Consider the following 25460-nt stretch of genomic DNA (forward strand, 5'->3'; position numbering starts at 1 on the left):
GAAACTCCTCTGTTGCGGAAAACTTGTCACCAGGGCAGGGGGTGGCCGTCGCGGAAGAAGCCCCCGGTGGGGCCGGAGTCGGGAAGGGTTGCGGCCCAGACGATTCCGGCCGCGCCCTCGGCGACTGGGCGGCCGCCGGGGCCGCCCATATCGGTGGCCACCCAGCCCGGGCAGATGGAGTTGACCAGGATATGGTCGGAGCGCAGCTCGGCGGCCAGCATGCGGGTGAGAGCGTTGAGGGCCACCTTGGTTGTGTTGTAGGCGGGGGTGCCGCCGCCCATGCCGGTGAGGGAGGCGGCTTCGCTGGAGACGTTCACGATGCGGGGATGAGAGCTCTTGCGCAACAACGGCAAGAAGGCCTGCACCATGCGCCAGGGCCCGTAGAGGTTGGTTTCCGCGGCCTCGTGCACGACCGCCAGGTCCGCGGTCGCCGCCCGCTGCCAGGTGTCGTAGGTGATTGCGGCATTATTGATCAGGACATCCAGTCGACCGTGCACGCCTTCCACTTCCCGGGCCGCCGCCACGACACTGGCGTTGTCGGTGACATCCAGCAGCAACGGGAGCGCCCCCACCTCTGCGGCCGCGGTCTTCCCGGCTTCCTCCGACCGCGCACCCAGCAACACGGTGAACCCGCGTTCGGCCAGCTGCCTGCAGACTTCCCGGCCGATCCCGCGGTTGCCGCCGGTGACCAGCGCAATGTCGCTCATAACTATTGATCTTGCCGCCGAATCGCCAAGTCGTCGAGTCGCTTTCGCCCAACGGGGCCAGCAAGGCCCGCGAAGCTTCGCGGATTCGGGTCCAGTGCCGCGAAAGATCGCGCACATACGCGTGGATCTGGGGCCGGACAGCAGTGCGGATCATTTTGTGGTGGTGGGAATGTCGGTCATGCGCGCGTCGTAGCCGGTTTCCGGGTTGACGACGCGGCCGGCGGCCCACCAGTTCTCGCGGGCTGTTTCGAGGATCATCATCAGGATGTCTTCTTCCGGGACGTCGGCGAACACCCGTAGATTCGCGACGATCTCTTGGAACAGTTCCTTCTTCTGCTCGGCGGTGCGCTGGTTGAAGGACAGCTGGATGAGCATGGTGCGCTCACTGCGCGGCAGGCCGAACACCATCTGCTGCATGTGGAAGTTGTCGGGCGTGACCTCGAGAAAGACGTGAAACTGGTCGTCCTGGGGGATCTTCAAGACGTCGACCATGGCTTTGTGGAGGGCGGCGGAGACGTTGCGGCGGTACTCGGGCGTGGTTCCCTGGCGTAGGTAGATGTTGATCAGCGGCATTGTCGTTTCCTTCCGGTGCGTTGTGTGGTGTGTCAGGCGATGGGCGCGGGGACCTGGAAGCAGGCCAGCAGCGCGCTGGTGTTGAGGTACTGGCCGACGAGATTGACCAGGGCGACAAGCCCGTCGATGCCGAATGTGGTCACCGCGTCGGCATAGAGGTCGTCTGGAACCTGGTGATCGCGGACGAGAGCGATGGCCAGGCGGTGGGCGATATCGGCCTCGGCGCGCAGACCCAGAGGCGTGTCGCCATGTCCCAGCGCTGCGATCGCGGTCTCGGGCACGCCCGCGCACCCGGCGCCTGCGGTGTGGGCGTAGAGCGCGTACTCGGCTCCCCACTCAGCGGCCACGGTGAGAATGACCACCTCACGGACGTCGGCCGGGATATCGGCTCGGGCGATCGCCTCGGCCCACTCCAGCAGGGGCTGGGCTATGGCAGGGCTGCGCAGCATGGCGTTGAACGGGCCGATCAACCGCCCGTCGGGCAGCACGGCCAGCTAGCCTGCCCCTTCCGCGGTGCGCAGGCGCGTGTTTCGCAGCCTGGTGTGGACGGCGCGCTGCGCCCCATCGAGCGCATCGGGAAGAAGGAGGGGAAACCGCCCGCCCAGTTCGGCGGCTCCGGTGGTGGATTGCTCGTTCACGCTTTGCACGTTAGGTACCGCGCTGCCATTCGGAAAGCGAATGCTTCGCATACTGGATATGCTGATTACTCATGGACGTCACGGTGGTTGGGCTGCGGGTTCTGCGCGAGGTGGCCGAGCGAGGCACCTTCACGGCCGCGGCACAATCGCTCGGATACACGCAGTCGGCGGTCTCCCGGCAGGTTGCGGCCCTGGAGCAGGCCACCGGCGTTCGACTGTTCGACCGCTATCCCGGCGGCGTGCGGCCGACCTCGGCGGGCCTCGCCCTACTGCGACACGCAGTGACAGCGCTGGACGCGTTGGATGCGGCCGATCGGGAGCTGCGCGGTACCGAGGACGACAGCGGTCCGGTGCGGCTCGGCTTCTTCCCGGCCGCGGGAGCGGTGCTTGTGGCTCGCGCCCTGGCGACCCTGCATCGGCAACGCCCCCACATCCGGGTCACCACCCGGGAGAGCACGACCCCATCGCTGGTGCGGGCACTGCGCGCCGGCACCCTCGACCTCGCCGTGCTGTCCTCGCGGCCACCGCACCGCTCGCCCGACACCGACGATCCTTCCCTATGGGTAGAACCGCTGCTGGAAGACCGTCTGGTCCTGGCGGTTCCGGCGAACGGCCGGTTCGCTGACCGCACCAGCGTCTCCGCAGAGCATCTCGTCGGCGAGACGTGGATTGCCGACCCTGCCGGCATCGATGAGCCGCTGCTGGGCGTCTGGCCGGGCTTGCCCGGACGGCCCCGCGTCCAGCACGCCGCCCGTGACTGGTTGACCAAACTGCACATGGTCGCAGCAGGAGCAGGCATCACCACCGTTCCCGCGACGCTGCTGTCCGCGATCCCTCCCGGCGTCCGCCTCATCAGCATCGACGACCTCCCCGAGGAACGACGCCGCGTCAGCGTGGTTCGCCTGCCCGGCCCCACCACGGAGCCGACCCGAGCCCTCGTCCACGTCCTCCATACCCACGCCGCCGACATCGCCGAATAGCCCGCCGAACTACCGGCCCGACGTGCTCTACCTCCGCACAGTCCGGAAAACCTTGATCCTGTCGAGCGAGATTCGGCAGCGAACGCAGTAGCTTCTGCACGCGGTGAACGTCCCGTCCAACGGGTAGGGCAACAACGACGCGACCACGCACCACTCGGGCCGAACGGCGGTGGCGGCCTGGTCGTCGACATGACTGCCTTCGACCGCATCCACAACATCGATCCCGACACCGGGATCGTCGGTGTCGATGCCGGAGTCGGCCTCGACGCATTGATGAGAGCCGTTCTGCCCCAGCGCTTGTGGGTTCCGTTGTTGCCGGGACCCGGCAGGTCACCGTGGGCGGTGCGATCGCCTCCGACATCCACGGCAAGAAACATCCGGACGGTGCGGAGGCGGAGCTGTTCTGGGCCGGCTCCTCGCGCGTGCTGTGAGCAACCTCTGCATTGTGAGGTTCTGTGGACCCGGTCGGTCGCCGTACGTAACGTAGGTCACGTTGGTATGAAATATCCTGTCGCACAGGAGAATTGTTGTTAGCTTGCCGAAGCGCTGCGTTGGCAGTGTGAGGTACGGCTAGGAGTATAAAGTGAAACACTCATGGTTTACTCGGGTGGGGTTCGGAATCGGCGCACTCACGGCGTTGAGTGGGGCCGTGGTGCTCACCGCGGGCATGGCGGTCGCGGAAATCCCTGCGCCCCCGACGGTTCCGGGGGCCACCCACTGCGTGAACAACGCCTATCTGGTGTCGTTCTCGTCGAGCGGGCTGACCGCCGACGCCGCCCGGGTGGAGCTCATCGACTTCGCGCAGCAGACCCCGCAGCAGCCGACGATCGGCAGCGTGGTGGTCGTGAATGGAATCGATCCGGTCATCCAGTGGATTCCGACCGTTGTCGGCAGCCACGAGCTGACCGCCAACGTCATCTTCAAGGACGGCTCGGTCTGGGGTACCACCCGCAGCACCGTCACCGTGGCGGACGCGTCCGGCTGCGGCGGCACCCCCACGACCACTCCGCCGCCCCCCACGACCACTCCGCCGCCCCCCACGACCACTCCGCCGCCGACTACAACCGCCCCGGCGCCCGCCGCCTGGCAGCAGGGCGTCCACTACAACGTCGGTGACGTGGTGTCCTACAACGGGTCCCAGTACCGCTGCATTCAGGCGCATACCGCGGACGCTCCGGACTGGACCCCACCGAATACCCCGGCGCTCTGGCAGAAGGTCTAGGACGCGAAAGTCCTCCCGCGACAGGGAAGCGGGAGGGTTCGGGGTGTGCTGGTTCAGCTGACCAGGTCGCGGGTGTTCAACGCACCCTGCAATGCGATCCGCCCGGAAATGGCCGAAGCCCCGGTCGCGAGGCGACCGGGACTTCGGTGAGAACCATTGCGCTACTTCGATTCGAGTTTTGGACACGAGCCCTCACCGCACAGACAACCTGATCGCGCCGCAGAGGTTTCAGCCGAATATCCGCTACTGCCGCGGACCGCCCTGACCGAACCGGCCAGCGCGAGGCGGCGCAATCGACGGAGGGTTTCGCAGTCGGTCAGTGCCGTGTAAGGGTTGACATGTTGACGCGCGATTGGCGTCTCGACGTCCGGACGCCAATGCCCGAGAACCTTGAAAATCGGTACAGCCCTTACGTTTACGGACGCTCGGGCCACCGTCATCCTGGGCAGATTTGGCGATCGATCGCGCCAGATTCGTCCAGCCAACTCAGAGGATGAACTCTGTCCGGGCGGCCCGTGATCAGTCTGGCGATTTGGGGGACTAATGACCGCAGCACTACTGGCAGCACTTACAGGGATCGTGGGACTCGCGATCGGGCGGCTCTGGGATACGAAATCAGAGTCCACTCGATGGCGGCGGGATCAGAAGACCGCCTGCTATCAGCGTCTCGCTGAAGAGTTCCAAGCCACCTACGAGGCGATCCGAATCATCGCTCTTACCGACTCGAATTCCACAGCGCTCCAAGCTCTCATCGAACACACCAGAGCCGGCGGGTTTGCCGCATGGGACAGTGCGGTCATTTCAGCCTCAGGAACGCACCGTCATGCCGAGCTTCGGACGACCGGTGCAATCCCACACAATCCGCTGTAGAACAGCAATTTCGCGCCAATTCCTCAGTTGTAGTGCGCGTTTAGAACGGTTGGGTTGGCCGTTCATGCACGCATGGCAGCGTGCTCTTCTGCCGCTACCCGCGCGTGGCTCGAAGCGTCCATGCGGCCCGCGGGGAAGTGCTCGACGCAGGAGTTTGCGTTAGTTGGTAGACGCTGGGTTGTTGAACCACGCGATGCAGCGGCCGGGAGCGAGCGTGCGCAGTTGTTCGCGGTCAACGCCGTAGCGGCGGAACAAGGCGAAAAGGTCGACGAAGGCGTTGTCATCGACCTGGGCACCGTTCACCGTGATGTACAGCGTCGTCCTACGACCCCAATAGGAGATGACGCATGGCAGCTTGTCCAGCCATTCGAAGAACGCCGCCTCGTCGTTGTAGGAGCAGTACCGAACCGATTCGGCCTCCAGGATCAGCTCGTCGGCTGCGCCCATCTCGCCACTACCTGCCCTCGGGAATCGACAAGCCCAGTTCGTGCAGACGCGGCAAACACACCACCCGACACTGCTCCACCGAATCGGCGTCGGTTCGCACAAGGACGTCATTACGCAACGGAGCACCGCTGGCCACGAACGTCCACGGCCTGTCCCTCTCGGCCATCCGCTCGGCATCGGCCTTGAACAACACGGTTATGCCCTGCGCAGCAAGCGCTTCCATGATCGCGACAACATCCACTGGTGGTCCCTCCAGACTGGCTTGGAACGCACGATAATGCCGCATGCCACTGACCGAACAGGTCACCACGTTTGTTGGAAGATCCACAGATCGAGAACGTCTCGAGTGATCGACCACCGTCTGCAACGCGGCCGTGCACTCAGGTGTAGACATCGCGACCGTACTCACCGTGCGGCAGCGTGAAATCGTCCGGCCGTTCCGCGCGCAGCCGGTTATAACGCCGCTGAAACTCATCGATGGCCTCGTGGAGGCTGCAACCCATCTCGGTTTTGATGGCTCGCAGCGCCTGGACAACCTTCTCCGTGACGATCAGGTCGTCCACCGAGGTCTCGTCATTCACGTGAGCAGTGTGTCGGTGCACCGCAGGGATCGGCAACCGGGTTCTGAAGAGGCCCTACTCCGAGAAAGTACGGCCGACGCAACTAACGCACTCAATTGCCGAATCCCGCGCTGACCGAGCCGGCCAGTGCGCGGCAGCGGAAAATCAACGGGCACTGGGTCTTCGACGTCGGCGGAACGCAGGTCACTGCCGAATGCAATGCGTTTCTCGATCGCCGGACCCTTCTACTGCGCCTGTCGAGTGGTTTGGTCGAGGCAGGATGTGAGAGCGGCCTCGACGCTCATTGCATCGGTGGCTCAGAGCGGCGTGATCACCCTTTGAGATCAGCAAACCTGGCGGCGCGCGAGAATGATCCCCCCGAGCTTGCTCTCGGCTGAAGTGAGAGTTCTGGATGCCTCGACGACGAAACCGGCATCCTCTAGCCACGCACGCATTTGGCTGTGCTGGCGACGATGGACACAGAGGTTCATTTGGTGCCCGCCATAGCCTTGAGTCGTCAACTGCGACTCGTCTCCGACGTGGAAGCCGAGTAACAGTGGCCCGTCGGGCCGAAGCACTCGCTGGAAATGCGCGAAGACCAAACCGATCTCATCGTCGGGGATGTGGATCAGCGAGTACCACGCGACCAGGCCGGCCATCGAGGCATCCTCCAGAGCGAGGTTCGTCATTGAGCCAAGATCGAACCGGAGGTCGGGGTGATCACGCCGAGCCACCCCGATCATTCCGGGTGACAAGTCGATTCCGAAGACGTCCGTGCCCAGTTGACGCAGGTGAGCCGTGATCCTCCCTGTCCCACATCCCACATCCGCGACTGGCCCCCTACCCTGGGCCCGCACCAGATCGGCGAACAACGCCAGGACAGCGCGCTCTTCGGGTGTTTCATCCAGAAGGTGACGCGTCAGGTCTGCATAACTGGCAGCGACGGTGTCGTATGACGCCCGCGTGTCTTCCAGCCAGCCATCAGGGTTCGGTCCCATTCCCGCGACCGCAGGTTACCCACAGCCCAAACGGGACGAGGCTTTAGCTCAGCGAAGTTGGAATCGACTGCACCACAGCTGATCCTCAATGGATTCCACCGCGACTTGCTCGCTCGGAGCAAGAGGGTGCCGTTCCGGCACGCCCGAATCGGCCTGGCCTACAAGGGAAATCGACTGGCCGAGTACTGATTCGAAGAAGTGGAAGGGCCAGATCGCGACCGTCGAGCAGTTCGATCTCGGTCAGCTTCCGGTTCGACCTCTCTCCGGCCGAAGCCGAGTTCCTCACCTGCCACAGCCTGTACGACAAGTGCTACACCGCCAACCACCTGCTTGCCCATTACCTGCTCGGCGAGGTATACGACGACAACTCCCGGGCTGTGCGAACCGGGGCGGTCGGCGGGCGGAATCTGTTGCGCCGCCGAACATCCACTATTGGCCCGAACTCGCCAGAAGGCTGCGTAGTGCATTGTTCGAACCGGCCGCGCAGTTTCGTCGGAAGAGAAACGGACTGAGGTCATCTCGGGCTGACTGACTGCACAGAACGTTCTGTGGTGCCGAGTTGCGCCCGAATTGACCCCAGGCCCGATTGTCAGAGGCTGGTCGACGCCGTGGCGAACTCGCCGGCGCGCGCCAGGGCGATGTCCTCGTCGACCTCATGCCGGGTCAAGCGCCGGCTGCTGGGGCCGAGGCCGAATCCGGCCAGGAGTGCTGCCACCGCGAAGAACGCCGCGCCGGTGAAGAAGGCGATGCGGTAGGCGCCCTCGGCGGGCAGGGCCACGACCGCACCGTTGGGCAGGGCGTGGCGCAGGGTGTCGCTGGTGAGGATCGTGACGACCAGCGCGCTGCCGATGGCGCCTCCCACGGTGCGCATGATCGAGTTGATCGAGTTGGCGATTCCGGTTTCGTGCGGTGCGACATTGGCGACCAGCAGGGCGGGCATGGCGGCGTAGGCGATTGCGATCGCGGCATTCGCGACGACCAGTGCGACAACGACTTCCGCGCTCGTCGCGTGCAGCAACGCGAGGGCGGTGAGAGCGCACAGGCCGATGACGCTGGCGAGCAGCAGAACAAAGCGCGGGCCGATCCGCCCGACCAGACGCCCGGCGAGGGGACCCATCACCACCGACACCACCGCGCCCGGCAGCATGAAGGCCACACTCGTGCGCAGCACCGAGGCGTCGAAACCGAACCCCGCCAGCGCCCGCGGCGTCGCCACAAAATAGGTCGCCCCCAGGAACACGCTGAACATCGCGAAACCGACGCAGAAACTGGCCAGGTTGGTCACCGCGACCGGCCGATGCGCCAGCAGCGAGGTCGCCACCAGCGGCTCACGCAACTTGGACTGCAGCAGCAGGAACCCGGCCAGCACGATCGCCGCGGCCACGAACAGCCCGATCACTCGCGCGCTGCCCCAACCCCATTCGTGTCCCTGCGAGATCGGCAGCAGCAGGCAGACCAGACCGGTGCCGAGGACCGCGGCACCCACGTAATCGACACGGCCGCCCTGCCCCGCGCGGCGCGGCAGCGTCACGAACGCCAGCACCAGCACCACCGCCGTCAGCACGACGCACAGCCAGAAGATGCGGCGGTAGTCCGCACCGCCCTGCGTCAGCAGACCCGTCGCCACCAGCGCAACACCGCTACCCACGCCCAGGGTCGATGCGGTGACGGCCAACGCCGCGGTCAGGCGCTCGGCGGGAAGTTCGTGACGCAGCACGCTGATCGCCAGCGGGAACAGGCCGAAACTGGCTCCCTGCAGGGCCCGTCCGACGATGAGCAGATCGATGCTGTGCGCCGACGCGGCGAGCAGGCTGCCGGCCAGCGTGACCGCGAGCGTCGACAGCACGACCGGTTTGTGCCCGTAGACATCACCCAGTCGCCCGAGCAGCGGCGTCAGCGCCGAGGCGGCCAGCATCGTCGCCGTGGTCACCCATCCGACGGTCGTCGCCGAGACCCCGAGTTGCAGACCGATCTGCGGGAGCGCCGGGACGGGCAGCGTCTGGGCCATGGCCAGAAGAAACACAGTGCTGGCCATGGTCAGCACGATCGCGGTCGGCGACGAAGCTCGCCGGAGCTCGAGCGGGGAGGTCATTGCTGGCACGCTACGCTGGAATCGACACACTGTCGATTATGATAGACGCCACGTCGATAGCCGGAATGAAAATCGCTCTAGGGTGAGGTCATGGCGCAGAAGGGCGGAGACGGAGTGAACCGGACCCAAGACACGACCGAAGGCCTCCGCCGCCGCGGCGCCATGTCCAAGGGTGATCAGCGCGAGGCCCAGATCCTGCATGCGACCCGCCACCTGCTGACGAAGAAGCCGATGGCCAACCTGACCGTCGACGACATCACCAACGCGACCGGCATCTCACGCACCAGCTTCTACTTCTACTTCCCCTCCAAGCAGGCGGTCTTCGCCCGCCTCATGGAGGACGTGAGCGATCGCTATGCGCAAACCCACGTCTGGCTGCCGTCCACCGGCCCGCAGCGCGAGCTCCTGCGCACCCAGCTCAACGGAGCGGCCGAGATCTGGCACGACAACAGCGCGATCCTCGTCTGCTCGCTCGAGGGCTACGACAGCAGCTACCCCCCGCTGACCGAGTTCATCGCCGGCATCCAGGCACGATTCACCGCCGGGCTCGCGGCCAAGATCGACCGCGACCGCGCGGCGGGGCTCGCTCCCGAGGGGATCGACTCGGCAACGCTCGCGGGCCTGGTTGCGCTCATGCGCGACGGGCGGCTCTCCCAGTTGTCAGCAGCGCCCCAGGATGACATGCCCAGCAGCATCGACGACCTCGCCGAGGCGATTTTGCGCTTGATCTACGGCCGACTCGATTGACATCGCCATGCGGTGCCCGGGGCGTGGCCAGGATCGGCGGCTGATTCGCGAATCTGTCGCACTGAAGATCGGGGCCGGAACCGCTGAGCGGGAAGGTCGTTGGATAGTGCCGAGCCGGATCGACGCCGGATGCGGAACGGGCAGTGTGCGAATCGATTTCACCGAGGCAAGCTGTACGCACCGCGAGGTGACGCTGAACGTAGGATCGGGTGGCATGACCTCCCGGGCTGGGTCTGCTGTGCTCGCCCGACGCGGTCGGTCGAGACCGCCTACCGAACTGCTGCGGAGTCGTGACGGGCGTTGTGTTCGACGGCGGCGAAGACGATTACCACGAGCGCCCCGCTGTACAGGAATGCCCGGCCGAATGCGGTCAGCGGCAGCACATCTGCGGCGGCGAGCCCCGTCATTGCCAATCCGGAGACGGCGTTGACCGCTGCCACGCCGGTCGCGAGCGGCGCTGGGACGGTCGGGCAAGCGGCGATCCGGCTCAGCACAGCCGCGCCACCGAGCATGCCCAATCCGAACAGCATCGACACGGCCGTGGGCAGGCCCAGCGGATCTCGCAGCAGGGGAGCGGCGGTCAGCAGGCCAATGCCGAAAACGCCTGTGCTCCAGGCATCCACGCGTAAGGCGGCGCGCAGGCCGGGGCCGGGTCGACTGGTGGTCAGCATGGTCATTCGAAACTCCTTGTCGCCGAGGGACCGCCGGTGCGGGCCGCTGAGATCGACAGTGCCGGGGCGCGGTCGCGGTCTCAATAACCTCGGAGGTCATGGCCGCACCTACCCGCCCGCCGATATGCTGCGGCGATGACCCAGACCATGCCCAGGGTGGGCGCGCTGTTGCGGGAATGGCGCCAACGGCGGCGGCTCAGCCAACTGGACCTGGCGCTGGCAGCGGACACCTCCGCGCGGCACATGTCCTACGTGGAGACCGGGCGCGCTCGCCCCAGCCGAGCCATGGTGCTGCGACTGTGCGACGTGCTGGAAGTGCCACTGCGCGAACGCAATACCCTACTGCTCGCGGGTGGCTACGCACCCGAGTATCGAGAGAGCGACCTCGACGACGCGGATCTCGCGGCGGTGCGCTCGGCCCTGGACGCCATCCTGTCGGCACATGAACCGTATCCCGCGGTGGTGGTGGACCTGCACTGGAACATGGTCATCGGCAACAAGGCGATGGGTGTGCTGATGAGCGGAATCCCTGAGCACCTGCTGACGCCCGAGGCGAACGTCTACCGGCTCGTACTGCATCCGAAAGGGCTCATCCAGCACCTGGTGAACGGGCACCAGATTCGGCATCTCTTCCTCGAGCGACTGACCCGCCAGGTCGGTGCGACCGGCGATGCCCGGCTGTGCGCGCTCCTCGAGGAGATCTCCGCGTATCCGGAGCCGCCCGAGCCCGACCCCGAGCCGGTCGAATCCGGCCCCTTCGCGGTTCCCATGCGTATTCGCACCCCGATGGGCGTGCTGTCGATGTTCAGCACCATGGCCACCTTCGGTGCGCCCGCCGACGTCACCCTGTCCGAACTGGCCATCGAATTGTTCTATCCGCTCGACGAATTCACGGCCACAGCCCTGCGGGGTCTCGTGGTTCCGTAACCGTGGTCCGAACTGTCAGTGATCAGAACTCGGCGGTTGGAGTCCCGGAGGAATTCGGACCGGGTTCGTCGCTGGATGGAACCGGACCGGGCTTGCGGTTTTCCGGAGGGCCGCGCAATCCCTTCGGTGCTGCGCGGCCGGCGGACTCGGGCGCTCAGTTGTAGGACTTGGCGACGCCGTCGAGGAGGTGTTCGAGGGTGTCGTAGTCGGGCGGGCTGACCTGGTTGACGAGGTTCACGTCGACCGGGACCTGGTGGGCGGCGGTGGTATTCGTGAACAGGGTCACGTCGGTGGGGCGGAAGCCGTGTTCGGCGGCCAGGCGCTGCAGGTCGGGGTCGGTGGTGAGGAGCTTGCCGATCCGGTCGCCCTTGTCGTCGAGAGGGACCACGGTGTGCTGGGACATGACCGTCGGCTTGGGGTACATCAGGACCATGTCGGGCTTGAGCTGGTTGTGCACGGCCGCGTCGACGTACTGGGCCTCGTAGATCCAGGCCATGGGGACGGTGCCCATGCCGTTGGACAGATAGTCCTTGAAGGGGCCGTCACTGCTGGACTCGGTGAAGCCCTGCCGGGTGAAAAGGCGCGAAACGCGGGACACCGCAAAGTCTTCCGCCTTGGCGCCACGCACGATGGTGTTGTCATTCGCGACGTAGGCGGTCACCGCCAGATACATGGCCGCCGAGTTGGAGGTGCGCGGATCGGTTGTGGAGACCAGCACGTTCTTGGGCACCGAATAGGTCGAGTTGCCCTCCAGCTGGTTCCACTGGACGCCCTTCTCGGCCAGCGACAGGTACTTCTCGACGTCGAAAGTCGTTGTCGCGCCGGGCTGCACGATGCCGGCCTGGGTCAGCAGGTCGGCGATCGGCTTGAAGGTGGCGATGGCCATGGGGGAGGAGAACGGCACGTACTTGCCGGTCACTCCGCTCTTGCGCTGAACCAGCTCCGCGGCGGCCGAGCTGGACGGGAAGGCGAAGTCGTACTTGCCCAGATCCACCGAGGTGGCGATCTGCCGGGACCCCGCGGGCTCCACGTCCACCTTGAACCCGTGCTTGGCCAATGCGTCGGCGACCTTGGGGTCGTCGAAGAACGCCGATTTCTCCGAACCGGCCACACCGTGCACGGTGGTCAGGGCCGTCGCGGCGGTGGTTCCCGACGGTGAATCCGGTTGCCGCACAGCCATGATCACCGCGAAGGCCAGCACCACCGCGACACCCGCCGCGACCACGCCCAGCGCCCGCTTGTTCTCGACCAGCCGAGCCGGAACGAATCGTCCTGCGACAGCGGCGAATACGCTCGTGGTCTCCGCCGGATGCCCATCCGGCGAACCCCCCTCGCCGACCGCCGCCTTGGTCAGATCCACCTCCGTGGCAGCATTCATGGACCGCTTCGGATCCAACTCCCGCCGCGCAATCCGCTCGACGAGAATCGGTACGAACTCCCGCACCGAATGCCCCTCGAACCGCTTGCGCACCGCCCCCACCACGGCTTCGACCCGTTCTGCCGGATGTGCCTCGCCATAGTCCTCGACCAGGCGATTCGTCACCTCCCGCAGTGCCTTCTCTTCCCGCGCAGCATCGACCGCCACAGCATCTCCTCGACCTCACACCGAATTCCGTTGCACGGCAGGAAATTGCGACAAGCCGCGCCGACCGGACCCTATCGGCGGCGGGTGCCGATCCGTGATCGAAAACGGAAACGGCAAGTGCGGGTCCGGCGAATTCCCGGTGACCTCGGCGGCGGAAGACAGTGCCATTCGCGTCGGAAGGCGGTGCGATCCACTGCCTCACGCGGCACGGCGATGGGCCGCCGCGGCCTCAGGCTTGGCCGGGGAAGGCCACGGTGGCCGGGCTGGTGCCCAGGATCGACTGCCAAGTGGCAAGGCGCACAGCGCATTCGGTGAGCGCTTCGATACCGGTCCGGCGGAGATCGGGGTTGCCGGCGCGTTCGACCACCGAGCGCCAGGCCGCCGCCGCGTCGGATTCGACGGTCACCGCCAGCTTGGCGGCCGGAATCGGGTCGTTCACCGGAATGGGAGAGGTGTAGGCGGCAGCGGGCTCGGGAACCGCTGCGCCGGAAGCCTTCAGCGTGTCGATGGTGGCGTCGCGGCGGGCGCGGTGGGATGCCGTGTACTCGGCGACGAGTTTGTCGCGGTCGTGGTTGGCGTAGGCCGCGATCACGCCGTAGGCGTAGACAGCGGCGTATTCGGCGCTCAACGCATCGATGAGTGCCTGCTGGTCGGTTGTGGTCATGCCAGGAGAACCCCCGCGTGGGTAGCGCACGACGCGCTGATCGAAGAGAGGAGACCGGCGCGGTAGCCGGAGAGCTGGGCCGACAGGTCGGCCGCCGAACGCTGGGACTGCTGGAGCTGGCTGCGCAGGACGGCGACGCCCGGAGGCGGGACGGGCGCGGTCGGGGTGACCGGCGGGGTGCGGTGGCTGGGGGTGCTGCCGTCGCCGTAAACGCCTATGGCGCGGTCGATTTCGGTGCGCAGGGCATCGGCGTGCGCGGTGCGCTGGGTGGCGATGGTCTGCAGCGCACCGGCCTTGTCGGGAGAGGTCGCGATGGCGGCGGTCGCGGCGGCCGCGTCGGTACGGGCCGAGGTCTCCTGCGCGATCAGCGGATCCGGAGCGGCAGGGGTGTCGTTCCTGGTGCAGGCGGCCAGCGCGCCGACCGCCGCCACGGCCAGCATGCCGCCACCGGCCAGCCGCAGCGCGCTGCGGCGGTTCACGGCGGGGAGGGGAGGTTCGGGGGTGGGGGAGGACCCGGTTCGGTCCGGCGGGACCGTGAGACCGACGACACCGGCCGGAAGGCCGCTCTGACTGCTGGGCACGGCATACATCGTGCCAGCCGTCGCGGACAGCTTGCTGCGTGAGGGCCGTCGGATAGGCTGTGATCTGGAACGACGGGGAACCGTCATGGGCGCGTCGTGCTGGACACGCCGTCAGCACCACAGCGCCGACCATGCCGAAATCGAGCGAGTTGGCTGGTCCTTTACACTCTTTCCGCGCGTTACGCTAGACCTTCGGCACGGCATTTCGCCGAATCCTCCCTCCCGAGGGCGGAGACGGGTCTCCCGACCGTGCCCGACCAGTATCGATACCGACAACTCAACCCGTGACAACTGAACCAGGAGCCGCCCCACATGCCGATGCCGACCGAGGAAAGGGTGAGCCAGCTAGTTGCTGAGCTCGTCGAACGCCGAGGATTCGACCTCGAAGGCGTTGCGATTTCGGCTGCCGGTACAGCGCAGGCCAAGCTCAAGGTCACCGTCGACAGCGACGGATCCCCCGACCTGGACGCCGTCGCGGAACTCAGCTCGGAGATCTCGCAGACCCTCGACGACGTCGGTGACTTCGGCGAGACCGCCTACATGCTCGAGATCACCACCCCCGGCATAGACCGGCCTCTCACCTCCCCGCGCCACTGGCGGCGCGCCCAGGGCCGCAAGGTGAAGATCGTGCTGCGCCCCGGCGCCGAATCACCGGAGGAGAAGGGCAAGACCACGTTCGAGGCCCGCGTCGGCGTCGTCACCGAGACCGACGTCGCCCTGGTCCTCGGCGGCAAGCGGAAGCCACACCGGGTGACGGTGCCGCTCGCCGATATCCAATCCGCCGTCGTGCAGGTGGAATTCGCTCCACCCGGCGCGGCCGAACTGGAACTCGCAGGGGGAGTAGCGCCGGGCCGTCCCCAGCCCGGTGCGCCGGAGGGATCCGAAAACGAAGCAGCAGAGTCCGATTCACTGAACGAAGGGATCGTGGAATGAACATCGAAATCGAAGCCCTGCGCGCGATTGTCGCCGACAAGGGGATCTCGATGGAGACGGTGATCTCCGCGATCGAGTCCGCCTTGCTCACCGCCTACCGGCACACCGAGGGCCACCAGCCCACCGCCCGCATCGACATCAACCAGAAGACCGGTGTCGTGCGCGTGATGGCCCGCGAGCTCGACACCGACGGCAACGTCATCTCCGAATGGGACGACACCCCCGAAGGTTTCGGCCGCATCGCCGCCACCACCGCCCGCCAGGTCGTGCTGCAGCGGCTGCGCGACGCCGAGAACGAGAAGTCCTTCGGCGAGTTCTCCACCCACGAGGGCGACATCGTCGGCGGTGTGGTGCAGCGCGACGCCCGCATGAACGCCCGCGGCACCGTCGTGGTCCGCATCGGCTCGGAAGCCCATGGCGCGGAAGGCGTCATCCCGCCCGCCGAGCAGGTGCCGGGCGAGACCTACGAGCACGGCGACCGCATCAAGTGCTACGTGGTCGGTGTCTCGCGCGGCCCGCGCGGCCCGCAGATCACCCTCTCGCGCACCCACCCCAACCTGGTGCGCCGCCTGTTCGCGCTGGAGGTCCCCGAGATCGCCGACGGCTCGGTGGAGATCGTGGCCGTGGCCCGCGAGGCCGGGCACCGCTCCAAGATCGCCGTGCGTTCGACGGTCCCCGGCGTCAACGCCAAGGGCGCCTGTATCGGTCCGATGGGCCAGCGCGTGCGCAATGTGATGAGCGAGCTGGCCGGCGAGAAGATCGACATCATCGACTACGCCGAGGACCCGGCCACCTTCGTCGGGAATGCGCTGTCGCCGTCGAAAGTTGTATCCGTCACCATCGTGGACCCCGAGGCCCGCGCCGCGCGGGTGGTGGTTCCGGACTTCCAGCTCTCTCTCGCCATCGGCAAGGAGGGCCAGAATGCCCGCCTGGCGGCCCGGCTCACCGGCTGGCGCATCGACATTCGTTCCGATGCGGCGCCCGAGGTCCAGGGTGGTGTGCGTCCCGCGGCGGCGGCCGGCGGTGGCGAGGCCCACCGGGGTTGATCTTGCCGGATCCATCCGGCCCGGTCGGTCCCGAGATTTGTGAAACAGACCCCTGGGATGACAGGTTGGTAACTTCCAAGGGGTACGGATGCGGAGATCGGGACGTGACAGCGGTAGAGTGGACGCAGGCTCAGCGCGAGTCTTCGACTTCTCTGCGCGCCGAGCGGGTGTCAGCAAGATCGAAACCCGTCCGGACCTGCATCGGATGTCGTAGACGCGAGCTGGCCGCCGATCTGATGCGGGTCGTGGCGCAAGGGTCTGCCTCCGGGCAGGACGTTGTCGTCATTCCGGATCCGCGGCACAGACTTCCCGGAAGGGGTGCCTGGTTGCACCCCTCTTCGGCTTGTCTGAGCCAAGCAGTTCGGCGCCGAGCATTCGGCAGAGCACTACGAGTGTCCGGACATCTGGATATCTCAGCCCTGGAGCATTACGTAGAGAACAGGCACGAGCACTCATGAGCAAACCGTGAAGTCCCAGAAATGATCGGCCTTCGAAATTAGTCGAGGTCGTGCGGGCGTCCCGTCGTGATACGGGCTGCTGCGCTCGACCTCTGAGTGAGGAGAGCAGTGGCAGGCAAGGCCCGCGTGCACGAGTTGGCTAAAGAACTCGGTGTCACGAGCAAAGAACTACTCGCGCGGCTCAAGGAGCAGGGCGAGTTCGTGAAGTCGGCGAGCTCGACGGTGGAAGCACCCGTCGCGCGCCGGCTGCGGGAGTCGCTCGCACCCAAGAGCACCCCGTCCAATGGGACCGCCAAGTCGGCGACTCCCAAGCCCAGTGGTGACGGCGCCCCGCGTCCGGCCGCCAAGCCGGCCGCCCACGGTGCCGGTCCCCGTCCGGGCCCCCGCCCGACGCCGCAGGCTCCGGCCCCCGCGCCGCAGGCTCCGGCTCCGGCTCCGCAGGTGGCTCCGGCTGCCCGCGCCGAGTCGGTCGAGGCTCCGGCCGCCCGTCCGGCCGCCCCGGGCCCGAAGCCCGCTGCTCGCGAAAACGTTGCTCCCGCAGCGGCTTCCGCGTCGGCTACCCCGTCCGCTCCGGCCCCGCAGGCCCCGCGTCCGAACGCGCCGCGTCCGGGTGCCCAGGCCCCGCGTCCGGCTCAGCAGGGCAGTGCCCCGGCGGCTCAGCAGGGCGGCCCGCGGCCGGCCGGACCCAAGCCGGGTCCGAAGGCGCCGCGGGTCGGTAACAACCCGTTCTCCTCGGCTCCGGAGCGTCCGGCGCCGCGTCAGGCTCCCCGTCCGGGCCAGCAGCAGCAGGGCGGCCCGCGTCCGGGTCAGCACCAGGGCGGTCCCCGTCCGGGTCCGGCCCAGGGTGGTCCGCGTCCGGGTCAGCACCAGGGCGGTCCCCGTCCGGGTCCGGGCCAGGGTGGCCCGCGTCCGGGTCCCGGTCAGGGCGGTCCGCGCCCCGGCCCGGGTCAGGGTGGTCAGCGTCCGGCCGCGGCCGGTCAGGGCGGTCCCCGTCCGGGTGGCCCGCGTCCCAGCCCCGGCTCGATGCCGCCTCGGCCCAACCCGGGCGCCATGCCCGCGCGCGCTCAGCGCCCGGCCGGTCCGGGTGGCGCAGGCCGTCCGGCGCGTCCGGGTGGTCCGGGCGGCGCCGGTGGCGGTCGTCCCGGTGGCGGCGGCGGTGGCTACCGCGGCGGCGGCGGCGCTCCCGGTGGCGGTCAGGGTGCCGGCGCCGGTGCCGGTACCGGTGGTGCTCCCGGTGGTTTCCGCGGCCGTCCCGGTGGTGGTGGCGGCGGTGGCCGTCCCGGTTCCGGTGGTGGTCGCGGCGGTGCCGCGGGTGCCTTCGGACGTCCGGGTGGCGCTCCCCGCAAGGGTCGTAAGTCGAAGCGGGCGAAGCGCGCCGAGTACGAGAACCAGCAGGCGCCCATCGCCGGTGGCGTGCGGCTGCCGCGCGGCAACGGCGAGATCGTTCGCCTCGCCCGTGGCGCGTCGCTGTCCGACTTCGCCGAGAAGATCGGCGCCAACCCGGCTTCGCTGGTTCAGGCGTTGTTCAACCTCGGTGAGATGGTCACCGCTACCCAGTCGGTGAACGAGGAGACCCTCGAGCTGCTGGGTTCGGAGATGAACTACGTCGTGCACGTGGTCTCTCCGGAGGACGAGGACCGCGAGCTGCTCGCCAACTTCGACCTCACCTACGGCGAGGACGACGGCGACGAGGCAGACCTGCAGGTCCGCCCGCCGGTCGTGACCGTCATGGGTCACGTCGACCACGGTAAGACCCGACTGCTGGACACCATCCGTAAGGCCAACGTCCGTGAGGGCGAGGCCGGCGGCATCACCCAGCACATCGGCGCCTACCAGGTGCTGGCCGAGGTCAACGGCGACGATCGTCTCATCACCTTCATCGACACCCCCGGTCACGAGGCGTTCACCGCCATGCGTGCCCGTGGTGCGAAGGCCACCGACATCGCGATCCTCGTGGTCGCGGCCGACGACGGCGTCATGCCGCAGACGGTGGAGGCCATCAACCACGCGCAGGCAGCGGACGTGCCGATCGTGGTGGCGGTCAACAAGATCGACAAGGAAGGCGCGAACCCGCAGAAGATTCGCCAGCAGCTGACCGAATACGGTCTGGTCGCCGAGGAATACGGTGGCGAGACCATGTTCGTGGACATCTCGGCGAAGCAGGGCACCAACATCGAGTCGCTGCTCGAAGCGGTCGTCCTGACCGCGGACGCGGCCCTCGACCTGCGGGCGAACCCGGACATGGACGCGCAGGGTGTGGCCATCGAGGCCCACCTCGACCGCGGCCGTGGCCCGGTGGCCACTGTCCTCGTCCAGCGCGGCACGCTGCGCGTCGGCGACTCGATCGTGGCGGGCGACGCCTACGGTCGCGTGCGCCGCATGGTCGACGAGCACGGCGACGACGTCGAGGCGGCGCTGCCGTCGCGGCCCGTCCAGGTCATCGGTTTCACCTCGGTGCCCGGCGCGGGTGACAACCTGCTCGTCGTCGAGGAAGACCGCATCGCGCGTCAGATCGCCGACCGCCGCAACGCTCGCAAGCGCAACGCCCTGGCCGCGCGCAGCCGCAAGCGGATCTCCCTGGAAGATCTGGATGCCGCTCTGAAGGAGACCTCGGAGCTGAACCTGATCCTCAAGGGCGACAACTCCGGTACCGTCGAGGCCCTCGAAGAGGCGCTGCTCGGTATCGATGTGGGCGACGAGGTGCGGCTGCGCGTCATCGACCGCGGTGTCGGTGGCGTCACCGAGACCAACGTCAACCTGGCGTCGGCGTCGAACGCGATCATCATCGGGTTCAACGTCCGGGCCGAGGGCAAGGCGACCGAGCTGGCGAACCGCGAAGGCGTGGACATTCGCTACTACTCGGTCATCTACCAGGCGATCGACGAGATCGAGAAGGCCCTCAAGGGTCTGCTCAAGCCGATCTACGAGGAGCACGAGCTGGGTCGGGCGGAGATCCGCCAGATCTTCCGGTCCTCCAAGTTCGGCAATATCGCGGGTTGCTGGGTGCTCTCGGGCTCGGTCAAGCGCAACGCCAAGGCGCGCCTGATCCGCGACAACGTGGTGGTCGCCGAGACCACCATCCAGTCGCTGCGTCGCGAGAAGGACGACGTCACCGAGGTCCGCGAAGGCTACGAGTGCGGTATGACCGTGGGCTTCAACGACATCAAGGACGGCGACATCATCGAGGCCTACGAGCTGCGGGAGAAGCCGCGCGACTAGGAAGCAGTACACGATCCCGCCGGGCCTCCGTGCCCGGCGGGGTTGTGCCCCTTCCCTTTCCGGGTAACCGTGCGCGCATTCCCCGGGGCGCGTTCATATGACTGAAAAGATGTTCTTCGGAGCGCTCGAGTTCGATATCTTGCTCGGTGATGTGCATTCACTGAAAGAGAAGCGCTCTGTCATCCGCCCCATCCTCGCCGACCTGAAGCGGTTCGAGGTGAGTGTCACCGAGGGCGGAGATCATGACCGGTATCGCCGGGCATTGCTCGGTGTGGCAATGGTCAGCTACGGCATGAATCATCTGACCGAGGTGCTGGACAAATGTGAACGGCACGTCGCCAATCGTCCGGAGTTACAGTTGCTGGCGGTACGCCGTCGCGTCTTCGGACCCGAAGACTGAAGAAGTGAGGAGGGCTCGGCATGGCTGATCAGGCTCGAGCACGCCGACTCGCGAAGCGCATCTCGTCCATCGTCGCCACGGCGATCGAATACGAGATCAAGGATCCGCGACTGCGGTTCGTCACCATTACCGACGCCAAGGTGACCGGTGACCTACGCGAGGCGACCATCTACTACACCGTCATGGGCGAAACCATCGACGCCGAACCCGATTTTGCGGAAGCCGCCGCAGGCCTGTCGAAGGCCGCGGGGATTCTGCGGTCCAAGGTCGGTGCGGGCACCGGGGTGAAGTTCACCCCGACGCTGGCGTTCAAGCTGGACACCGTGCCCGACGCGGCCCGCGAGATGGAGGAGCTGCTGGCCAAGGCCCGCGCCTCCGACGCGCGCGTGGCGCAGGTGGCGGTCGGCGCGAACTACGCCGGTGAGGCGGACCCGTACAAGTCGGACGAGGACGAGGAAGACGACGAAGCCTGACCACGCCGTGACCCCCGTCGATGTCACCCCTGCCGTCGAGGTTCTCGAGGCCGCGAAATCGGTGACGATTCTCTGCCACATCCAGCCCGATGCCGATACCGTCGGCAGCGGGCTGGCCCTGGCGCAGGTGCTGCGCCGACGCGGGGTCCCGGTCGTCGTCTCCTTCGCCGAACCAGCCGAACTGCCGGTGTCCATGCGGTCGCTGCCCGGCACGGAGTTGCTGGTCCGCGCCGACCAGGTGCCGCGCGCGGCCGATGTCCTGGTGTCCGTGGACTGCGGCAGTGCCGGACGGCTCGGCTCGCTGCGTGACCGATTGGACAGCGCCGCAACGACTTTGGTCATCGACCACCACCGGTCCAACACCCGCTTCGGTCAGGTCAATGTCGTGGACGAGGCCGCCGAATCCACCGCGGGCGTCATCGCCCGCATCCTGGAGGCGTGGGGCGAACCCATCGATCGCGATATCGCGCACTGCCTCTACGCCGGATTGGTCACCGACACCGGCTCTTTCAAATGGGTGCGCCCCGGCTCCCACACCCTGGCCGAACGCCTCCTGGCCACCGGCATCGACGGCGCGGCCATCACCCGCACCCTGATGGACACCCATCCTTTCGCCTGGCTCCCCATGCTGTCCCGGGTCCTGGCCTCCGCCCAGCTGATTGCGGATGCCGCCGCCGGCGCGGGCCTGGTCTACGCGGTCGTCTGCCGCGAGGACACCGAAGCCGTCCGCTCCGAAGAGGTCGAGAGCATAATCGACCTCATCCGCACCACCGCCGAGGCCCAGGTCGCCGCGGTCTTCAAGGAATCCCGCACCGACCCGGACCACTGGACGGTCTCCCTGCGCTCACACGACGCCGCCGACGGCTCACCCGGCCTGGACGTAGCCCGCGTCGCCACCGCCCTCGGCGGCGGCGGACACCGTTATGCCGCAGGCTATTCCACCACCGGCCAGGCCCCGGACCTGCTGGCGAACCTCCTCCGCGAACTCGGCTGACCCGGGTCCCGGTGTCCCTCAGTTCGATTCGTCACCGCGGTCCGTGGTCGACCCGCCGATGCCGCGCAGGGTCATGTAGGCGAACAGCGCGCCCATGACGGCGACGCCCGCCCACATGGCCTGCTGCCATCCGTCGACGAAGGACTGCTGGGCGGCGTGGATCAGGTCCGGTGCGTGCGTGCCGGTGCTGCCCGCGACTTCGACGGCGTTGGCGATGTCTTCGAGGGCGGTATCGGCGAGCGGCCCGGGGATGTCGTGCAGGCGATCGTCGATGGCGTCGTCGGCCGGGTCAGTCCGGCAGGCCGAAAATGGTGACGCCCTTGGGGGCTTCGACTCGGTAGCCCAGGGTGATGACCGTCCGGTCCTGCGGCTCGAGGTCGCGTTTCCAGGTGAGGATGCCGAGGTCGTCGCGCTCGGTCGGGGGTGGTTTCAGGACCGTGTCGCGGACGGTGACAGTGGCGTCGCGGGCGACCGGCAGGCGGTCGAGGACAGTCACGGTGGTGGGGCGGGCGCCGTGGTTGGTGACGGTGATCGTGTACTCCATTTCGACGCGGCGGGCCGAACCGAGGGTCGCCTTGGAGGCATTGCGGCGCACCAGTTCTCGTTCGACGCGGATGCGATCGTCCACGCCGAGGGCGAGTTCGCGTTCCTCGCCGGGGGCCCAGAGGTCGAGATCGGTCGCGCCGACGTATTCGGTGTCGTTGAACAGGGACGCGCGGCCCTTGGGGAAGGTGTGCTCGGAGGTGTTGCGCGCGGTGGCGCGCAGGATCGCCTCGGGTGCGCGGATCGGCGCGGTCACGTGATCCAGATCGGCCTCGAGGTCGAGGGCGATGATCAGCGTGCGGTGTTCGGTGCCGTCGGCGGCGATGGCGACCGGGCGCTGCGGGGAGTAGGTGGCGGCGGTGGCCCCGTGCTCGACGGTCGTGACCGCTTCTCGCACCGGGGGCGGCGGCGGTGGCGGGAGCGCACCGGCGGGCGCGGGCGCCGCCGCGGCGAGCATGGGGTGCGCGCCGTCGGGGTCCCCGGACCGGGGAGCGCGCCGCCTGGCCATGAGTTTCGGCTCGGGTGGCGTGGTGCTGAGGTACCAGGGGCCCAGTTCGGGCACGTCGAGGGCGACGGCCGGGCGGGCGGTCGACAATTCGAGGCGGCATTCGGGCCAATCCTCGCCGGTCTGCTGGCGCACCAGTCCGAACCAGCGCAGGCTCAGGCCCCTGTCGTCGAGGCGCAGATCGTAGGTGCTGGTCCAGCGCGCGCCGGGCACCACATAGGACAGTTCCAGTTCGGCGGTGGCCGGTTGGGCGGCGTCGACGGTGATGACCGCGGCCCGGATGTCGGGGCGGTTCTTGCGGCCCAGGTCCGCCAGCCGCCGCTCGATCGCCCGCTTGTCCAGAATGTGCTCCTGCCGCAGGCGTTCTCGGTCGCGGCGTCCGGCATGCACGGCCCCGTATTGCGCCTCGAGACTGTCGCCGAAGGCGATGACCCGCTCGTCGGTCGTCTTGGCCAGGTGCCCGGCGGACTTGCGGACCAGGCGCTGCAGGAATTCGATGCGGGCGTCGGCGGCGCGGTCGGCGTCGGCGAGTTCGGCCAGCGCGGCATCCAGTTCGTTTCTGCGCGAGGTGAGCTCGGCGATCTGTACGTCGTCCGGCTCGGGCTGCCGTTCGGTGATGATGTCCACCCCGAGGACCGTCACGTCGCCCCGGCCCGCGACGCGGATCGAGTCGCGCAGCAGTTCCAGCGGCAGCGGTGACACGCGGATGCGATGTTCGCCCGCGTCCAGTGTCGCCTTGCCGGACCGGGTGACTCGGGCCCGATCCGGATAGACCGTGACCGCCGTGATTGTTGTCTCGAGATCCACCATGCCGCCCAGCCTGCCCGAGGAGCCGTCGCGAGTCGACGGGAATACGCGCGGCGATATGACCGTGCCGGGGGAGGGCACCGCGAATAGCTGTCTGCCGGAGCGGAATTCGCAGGTGCGAGTTGTCCGGGCCGGCCCAGCGGGTTGCCCGGGGTGGCCGGGGAATTGGTGGCGAACCTGGTCCGCTGACTCAGCCGAAGCCGATCGGCGAGAACGCCGCTGGTGAGTCGGATGCGGACACGGACATATATTTGCTTGGCTATGGATCTCGATCGGTGGCCGGCGGCACGGTCTCGCTGCTTGCGGGATCTGCAAAAGCAGTGGTGACAGGCGGATCGGCGGGTTCGAGCGCGGGGCGGTGCGGTGCGGCTGGGTCGGGGTGGTGTGGGATGGTGGGCGGATGAGCAGTGCCGGCGTGGTGGATGGTGGCGGGGAGGACCCGGCCTTCATGGCCGCGTCGGCGGAGGACGCGGCGGCGGTGCGGGGCGCTGAGGCTGCGGCGGCCGGGCCGCGGCGGATTCTCGGGATCGCGGTGCCGACGCTGGGGGTACTGGTCGCTGAGCCGATTTATCTGCTGTTCGATATGGCGGTGGTGGGGCGGCTGGGGGCCTTGGCGTTGGCCGGGCTGGCCGTCGGGGGATTGATACTGGCGCAGGTCGGTTCGCAGTTGACGTTCTTGAGTTATGGGACGACGGCTCGGGCTGCGCGGCGGCATGGGGCGGGGGATGAGCGGGCGGCTGTAGTCGAGGGGGTGCAGGCCAGTTGGATCGCGGTGGGCGTGGGGTTGGCGATCGTGCTGGTGGTGCAGATCTTCGCGGGGCCGATCACGCGGGCCATCGCGGGTGGGGACGACATCGCGCGGGCGGCGGAGTCGTGGGTGCGGATCGCGTTGTTCGGGGTGCCGCTGATCCTGTTGTCGATGGCGGGGAACGGGTGGATGCGCGGGGTGCAGCAGACTCGGCGGCCGCTGATGTATGTGGTTGCGGGGCTGGTGGTTTCAGGGGTGCTGTGCCCGACGCTGGTGCACGGGCTGCTGGGGGCGCCGCGCATGGAGCTGACGGGGTCGGCGGTCGCGAATCTGGTGGGGCAGTCGATTTCCGGTGCGCTGTTCGTGAGTGCGCTGTGGCGGGCGAAGGTGCCGCTCGCACCGCATCTCGAGATCATGAAGGCGCAGCTGGTGCTGGGGCGGGATCTGATCGTGCGGAGCCTGGCGTTCCAGGCGTCGTTCGTGTCGGCGGCGGCGGTGGCTTCGCGGTTCGGGGCGGCATCCGTGGCGGCGCATCAGCTGGTGCTGCAGATCTGGAATTTCCTTGCGCTGACCCTGGATTCGCTGGCGATCGCGGCGCAGACCCTGGTGGGTGCGGCGCTCGGGGCCGGAAACGCGCGCGGCGCACAGGGTCTGGCACGGCGGATCACGGGCTGGTCGACCGTCTTCTCGGTGCTGCTGGCGGCGGTGTTCGCGGCCGGATACTCGGTGATCCCGCGGTTGTTCACCGATGATCCGTCGGTGCTGGATCGCACCCACGTGGTGTGGTGGTTCTTCGTCGCCATGATCCCGGTGGCGGGCGTGGTGTTCGCGCTCGACGGCGTGCTGCTCGGCGCCGGCGATGCCGCGTTCCTGCGCAATGCCACGCTGGGGTCGGCGCTGCTGGGGTTCCTGCCGATGATCTGGCTGTCGCTGGCCTACGACTGGGGGATCGGCGGAATCTGGACCGGGCTGGTCGCTTTCATGCTGCTGCGCCTGGTCGCCGTCAGCTGGCGGGCGCTGTCCGGACGCTGGGCGCGGGTCGGAGCCGAGGTGCCGCGCCGCGCCGCCTAGG

27 protein-coding genes and 1 pseudogene are annotated in these 25460 nt (G+C 67.7%); 14 read left to right on the forward strand and 14 right to left on the reverse strand.

The features are described from left to right. Positions 1–26: 26 nt before the first annotated feature. The 4 genes from ACFXIV_RS25600 to ACFXIV_RS25615 form a co-directional block, all read right to left on the reverse strand. On the reverse strand, positions 27–707 hold the full coding sequence (locus ACFXIV_RS25600) for an SDR family oxidoreductase (RefSeq protein WP_379398300.1): 681 nt from the start codon (positions 705–707) through the stop codon (positions 27–29). A 150-nt stretch (positions 708–857) separates the two neighbouring features. Then, on the reverse strand, positions 858–1280 hold the full coding sequence (locus ACFXIV_RS25605) for a tautomerase family protein (protein ID WP_379398302.1): 423 nt from the start codon (positions 1278–1280) through the stop codon (positions 858–860). A 32-nt stretch (positions 1281–1312) separates the two neighbouring features. Beyond that, positions 1313–1768, reverse strand: coding sequence for a carboxymuconolactone decarboxylase family protein (locus ACFXIV_RS25610; RefSeq protein ID WP_379398304.1), 456 nt, complete (start codon positions 1766–1768; stop codon positions 1313–1315). A 6-nt stretch (positions 1769–1774) separates the two neighbouring features. Further along, the gene (locus tag ACFXIV_RS25615; RefSeq protein WP_379398306.1) at positions 1775–1918 is read right to left on the reverse strand and encodes a hypothetical protein; all 144 of its coding nucleotides are present in this window, start codon (positions 1916–1918) and stop codon (positions 1775–1777) included. A 71-nt stretch (positions 1919–1989) separates the two neighbouring features. On the opposite strand from ACFXIV_RS25615, the gene ACFXIV_RS25620 reads away from it, so the two are divergent. From ACFXIV_RS25620 to ACFXIV_RS25630, 3 genes and pseudogenes are all read left to right on the forward strand, one after another. Continuing rightward, entirely contained in the window at positions 1990–2898 is a 909-nt protein-coding gene (locus tag ACFXIV_RS25620) for a LysR family transcriptional regulator (protein WP_379398308.1), read from the forward strand. Positions 2899–3066: 168 nt separating this feature from the next. Next, a pseudogene (locus tag ACFXIV_RS25625) lies at positions 3067–3308 on the forward strand (FAD-binding protein); the annotation flags it as partial. 173 nt (positions 3309–3481) lie between these two features. Beyond that, positions 3482–4120 (forward strand): carbohydrate-binding protein, encoded by a 639-nt coding sequence (locus tag ACFXIV_RS25630; protein ID WP_379398310.1) that lies wholly within the window; start codon positions 3482–3484, stop codon positions 4118–4120. Between the two features lie 1029 nt (positions 4121–5149). On the opposite strand, the gene ACFXIV_RS25635 is transcribed toward ACFXIV_RS25630, so the two are convergent. The 5 genes from ACFXIV_RS25635 to ACFXIV_RS25655 form a co-directional block, all read right to left on the reverse strand. Further along, entirely contained in the window at positions 5150–5437 is a 288-nt protein-coding gene (locus ACFXIV_RS25635; RefSeq protein WP_379398312.1) for a hypothetical protein, read from the reverse strand. A gap of 7 nt (positions 5438–5444) precedes the next feature. Further along, positions 5445–5678 carry a hypothetical protein gene (locus tag ACFXIV_RS25640; protein WP_379398314.1) on the reverse strand — a complete coding sequence of 78 codons (234 nt, stop codon included), beginning with the start codon at positions 5676–5678 and terminating at the stop codon, positions 5445–5447. 139 nt (positions 5679–5817) lie between these two features. Next, positions 5818–6018, reverse strand: a complete 201-nt coding sequence (locus ACFXIV_RS25645) for a hypothetical protein (protein ID WP_379398316.1) — start codon at positions 6016–6018, stop codon at positions 5818–5820. Between the two features lie 323 nt (positions 6019–6341). Beyond that, positions 6342–6995, reverse strand: a complete 654-nt coding sequence (locus tag ACFXIV_RS25650) for a class I SAM-dependent DNA methyltransferase (RefSeq protein WP_379398318.1) — start codon at positions 6993–6995, stop codon at positions 6342–6344. Positions 6996–7584: 589 nt separating this feature from the next. Next, a complete protein-coding gene (locus tag ACFXIV_RS25655; protein WP_379398320.1) occupies positions 7585–9087 on the reverse strand; it encodes an MFS transporter in 1503 nt (500 codons plus the stop codon). Positions 9088–9177: 90 nt separating this feature from the next. On the opposite strand from ACFXIV_RS25655, the gene ACFXIV_RS25660 reads away from it, so the two are divergent. Continuing rightward, positions 9178–9834, forward strand: coding sequence for a TetR/AcrR family transcriptional regulator (locus tag ACFXIV_RS25660; protein WP_379398322.1), 657 nt, complete (start codon positions 9178–9180; stop codon positions 9832–9834). A 269-nt stretch (positions 9835–10103) separates the two neighbouring features. Here the strand turns inward: ACFXIV_RS25660 and ACFXIV_RS25665 are convergent, their stop codons facing one another. Further along, positions 10104–10511 carry a hypothetical protein gene (locus tag ACFXIV_RS25665; RefSeq protein ID WP_379398324.1) on the reverse strand — a complete coding sequence of 136 codons (408 nt, stop codon included), beginning with the start codon at positions 10509–10511 and terminating at the stop codon, positions 10104–10106. Positions 10512–10640: 129 nt separating this feature from the next. On the opposite strand from ACFXIV_RS25665, the gene ACFXIV_RS25670 reads away from it, so the two are divergent. Beyond that, on the forward strand, positions 10641–11432 hold the full coding sequence (locus tag ACFXIV_RS25670) for a helix-turn-helix domain-containing protein (protein WP_379398326.1): 792 nt from the start codon (positions 10641–10643) through the stop codon (positions 11430–11432). Between the two features lie 154 nt (positions 11433–11586). Here ACFXIV_RS25670 and ACFXIV_RS25675 read toward each other — a convergent pair whose 3' ends face one another. The 3 genes from ACFXIV_RS25675 to ACFXIV_RS25685 all read right to left on the reverse strand — a co-directional run bounded on the left by ACFXIV_RS25675 (position 11587) and on the right by ACFXIV_RS25685 (position 14262). After that, complete coding sequence (locus ACFXIV_RS25675; protein ID WP_379398328.1) at positions 11587–13017, reverse strand: three-helix bundle dimerization domain-containing protein; 1431 nt, start codon at positions 13015–13017, stop codon at positions 11587–11589. Between the two features lie 229 nt (positions 13018–13246). Then, complete coding sequence (locus ACFXIV_RS25680; RefSeq protein WP_379398330.1) at positions 13247–13681, reverse strand: ferritin-like domain-containing protein; 435 nt, start codon at positions 13679–13681, stop codon at positions 13247–13249. Further along, positions 13678–14262 carry a hypothetical protein gene (locus ACFXIV_RS25685; RefSeq protein WP_379398332.1) on the reverse strand — a complete coding sequence of 195 codons (585 nt, stop codon included), beginning with the start codon at positions 14260–14262 and terminating at the stop codon, positions 13678–13680. The genes ACFXIV_RS25680 and ACFXIV_RS25685 overlap by 4 nt, the downstream gene beginning before the upstream one ends. Before the next feature lie 312 nt (positions 14263–14574). On the opposite strand from ACFXIV_RS25685, the gene rimP reads away from it, so the two are divergent. The 8 genes from rimP to ACFXIV_RS25725 all read left to right on the forward strand — a co-directional run bounded on the left by rimP (position 14575) and on the right by ACFXIV_RS25725 (position 22100). Next, on the forward strand, positions 14575–15195 hold the full coding sequence (gene rimP / locus ACFXIV_RS25690; RefSeq protein ID WP_379398334.1) for a ribosome maturation factor RimP: 621 nt from the start codon (positions 14575–14577) through the stop codon (positions 15193–15195). After that, positions 15192–16241 (forward strand): transcription termination factor NusA, encoded by a 1050-nt coding sequence (nusA, locus tag ACFXIV_RS25695; RefSeq protein ID WP_379398336.1) that lies wholly within the window; start codon positions 15192–15194, stop codon positions 16239–16241. Before rimP ends, nusA begins: the two co-directional genes overlap by 4 nt. 236 nt (positions 16242–16477) lie before the next feature. Beyond that, a complete protein-coding gene (locus ACFXIV_RS25700) occupies positions 16478–16699 on the forward strand; it encodes a YlxR family protein (RefSeq protein ID WP_379398781.1) in 222 nt (73 codons plus the stop codon). A gap of 108 nt (positions 16700–16807) precedes the next feature. Beyond that, the gene (gene infB / locus ACFXIV_RS25705; protein WP_379398338.1) at positions 16808–19918 is read left to right on the forward strand and encodes a translation initiation factor IF-2; all 3111 of its coding nucleotides are present in this window, start codon (positions 16808–16810) and stop codon (positions 19916–19918) included. Positions 19919–20027: 109 nt separating this feature from the next. Then, entirely contained in the window at positions 20028–20318 is a 291-nt protein-coding gene (locus ACFXIV_RS25710; RefSeq protein ID WP_040859602.1) for a DUF503 domain-containing protein, read from the forward strand. A gap of 20 nt (positions 20319–20338) precedes the next feature. Beyond that, complete coding sequence (rbfA, locus tag ACFXIV_RS25715) at positions 20339–20791, forward strand: 30S ribosome-binding factor RbfA (RefSeq protein WP_379383592.1); 453 nt, start codon at positions 20339–20341, stop codon at positions 20789–20791. Between the two features lie 7 nt (positions 20792–20798). Beyond that, the gene (locus ACFXIV_RS25720; protein ID WP_379398340.1) at positions 20799–21785 is read left to right on the forward strand and encodes a bifunctional oligoribonuclease/PAP phosphatase NrnA; all 987 of its coding nucleotides are present in this window, start codon (positions 20799–20801) and stop codon (positions 21783–21785) included. A 156-nt stretch (positions 21786–21941) separates the two neighbouring features. Then, positions 21942–22100: a hypothetical protein gene (locus ACFXIV_RS25725; RefSeq protein WP_379398342.1), complete on the forward strand. Its 159-nt coding sequence runs from the start codon at positions 21942–21944 to the stop codon at positions 22098–22100. Here ACFXIV_RS25725 and ACFXIV_RS25730 read toward each other — a convergent pair. Beyond that, the gene (locus ACFXIV_RS25730; protein WP_379398344.1) at positions 22075–23643 is read right to left on the reverse strand and encodes a DUF4139 domain-containing protein; all 1569 of its coding nucleotides are present in this window, start codon (positions 23641–23643) and stop codon (positions 22075–22077) included. The genes ACFXIV_RS25725 and ACFXIV_RS25730 overlap by 26 nt on opposite strands. 445 nt (positions 23644–24088) lie before the next feature. Here ACFXIV_RS25730 and ACFXIV_RS25735 point away from each other — a divergent pair, with 445 nt between their 5' ends. After that, positions 24089–25459 carry an MATE family efflux transporter gene (locus ACFXIV_RS25735; RefSeq protein ID WP_379398782.1) on the forward strand — a complete coding sequence of 457 codons (1371 nt, stop codon included), beginning with the start codon at positions 24089–24091 and terminating at the stop codon, positions 25457–25459. Position 25460: the final 1 nt, after the last annotated feature.

It is taken from the genome of Nocardia sp. NPDC059236, from assembly GCF_042754085.1.
Classification (GTDB): domain Bacteria; phylum Actinomycetota; class Actinomycetes; order Mycobacteriales; family Mycobacteriaceae; genus Nocardia.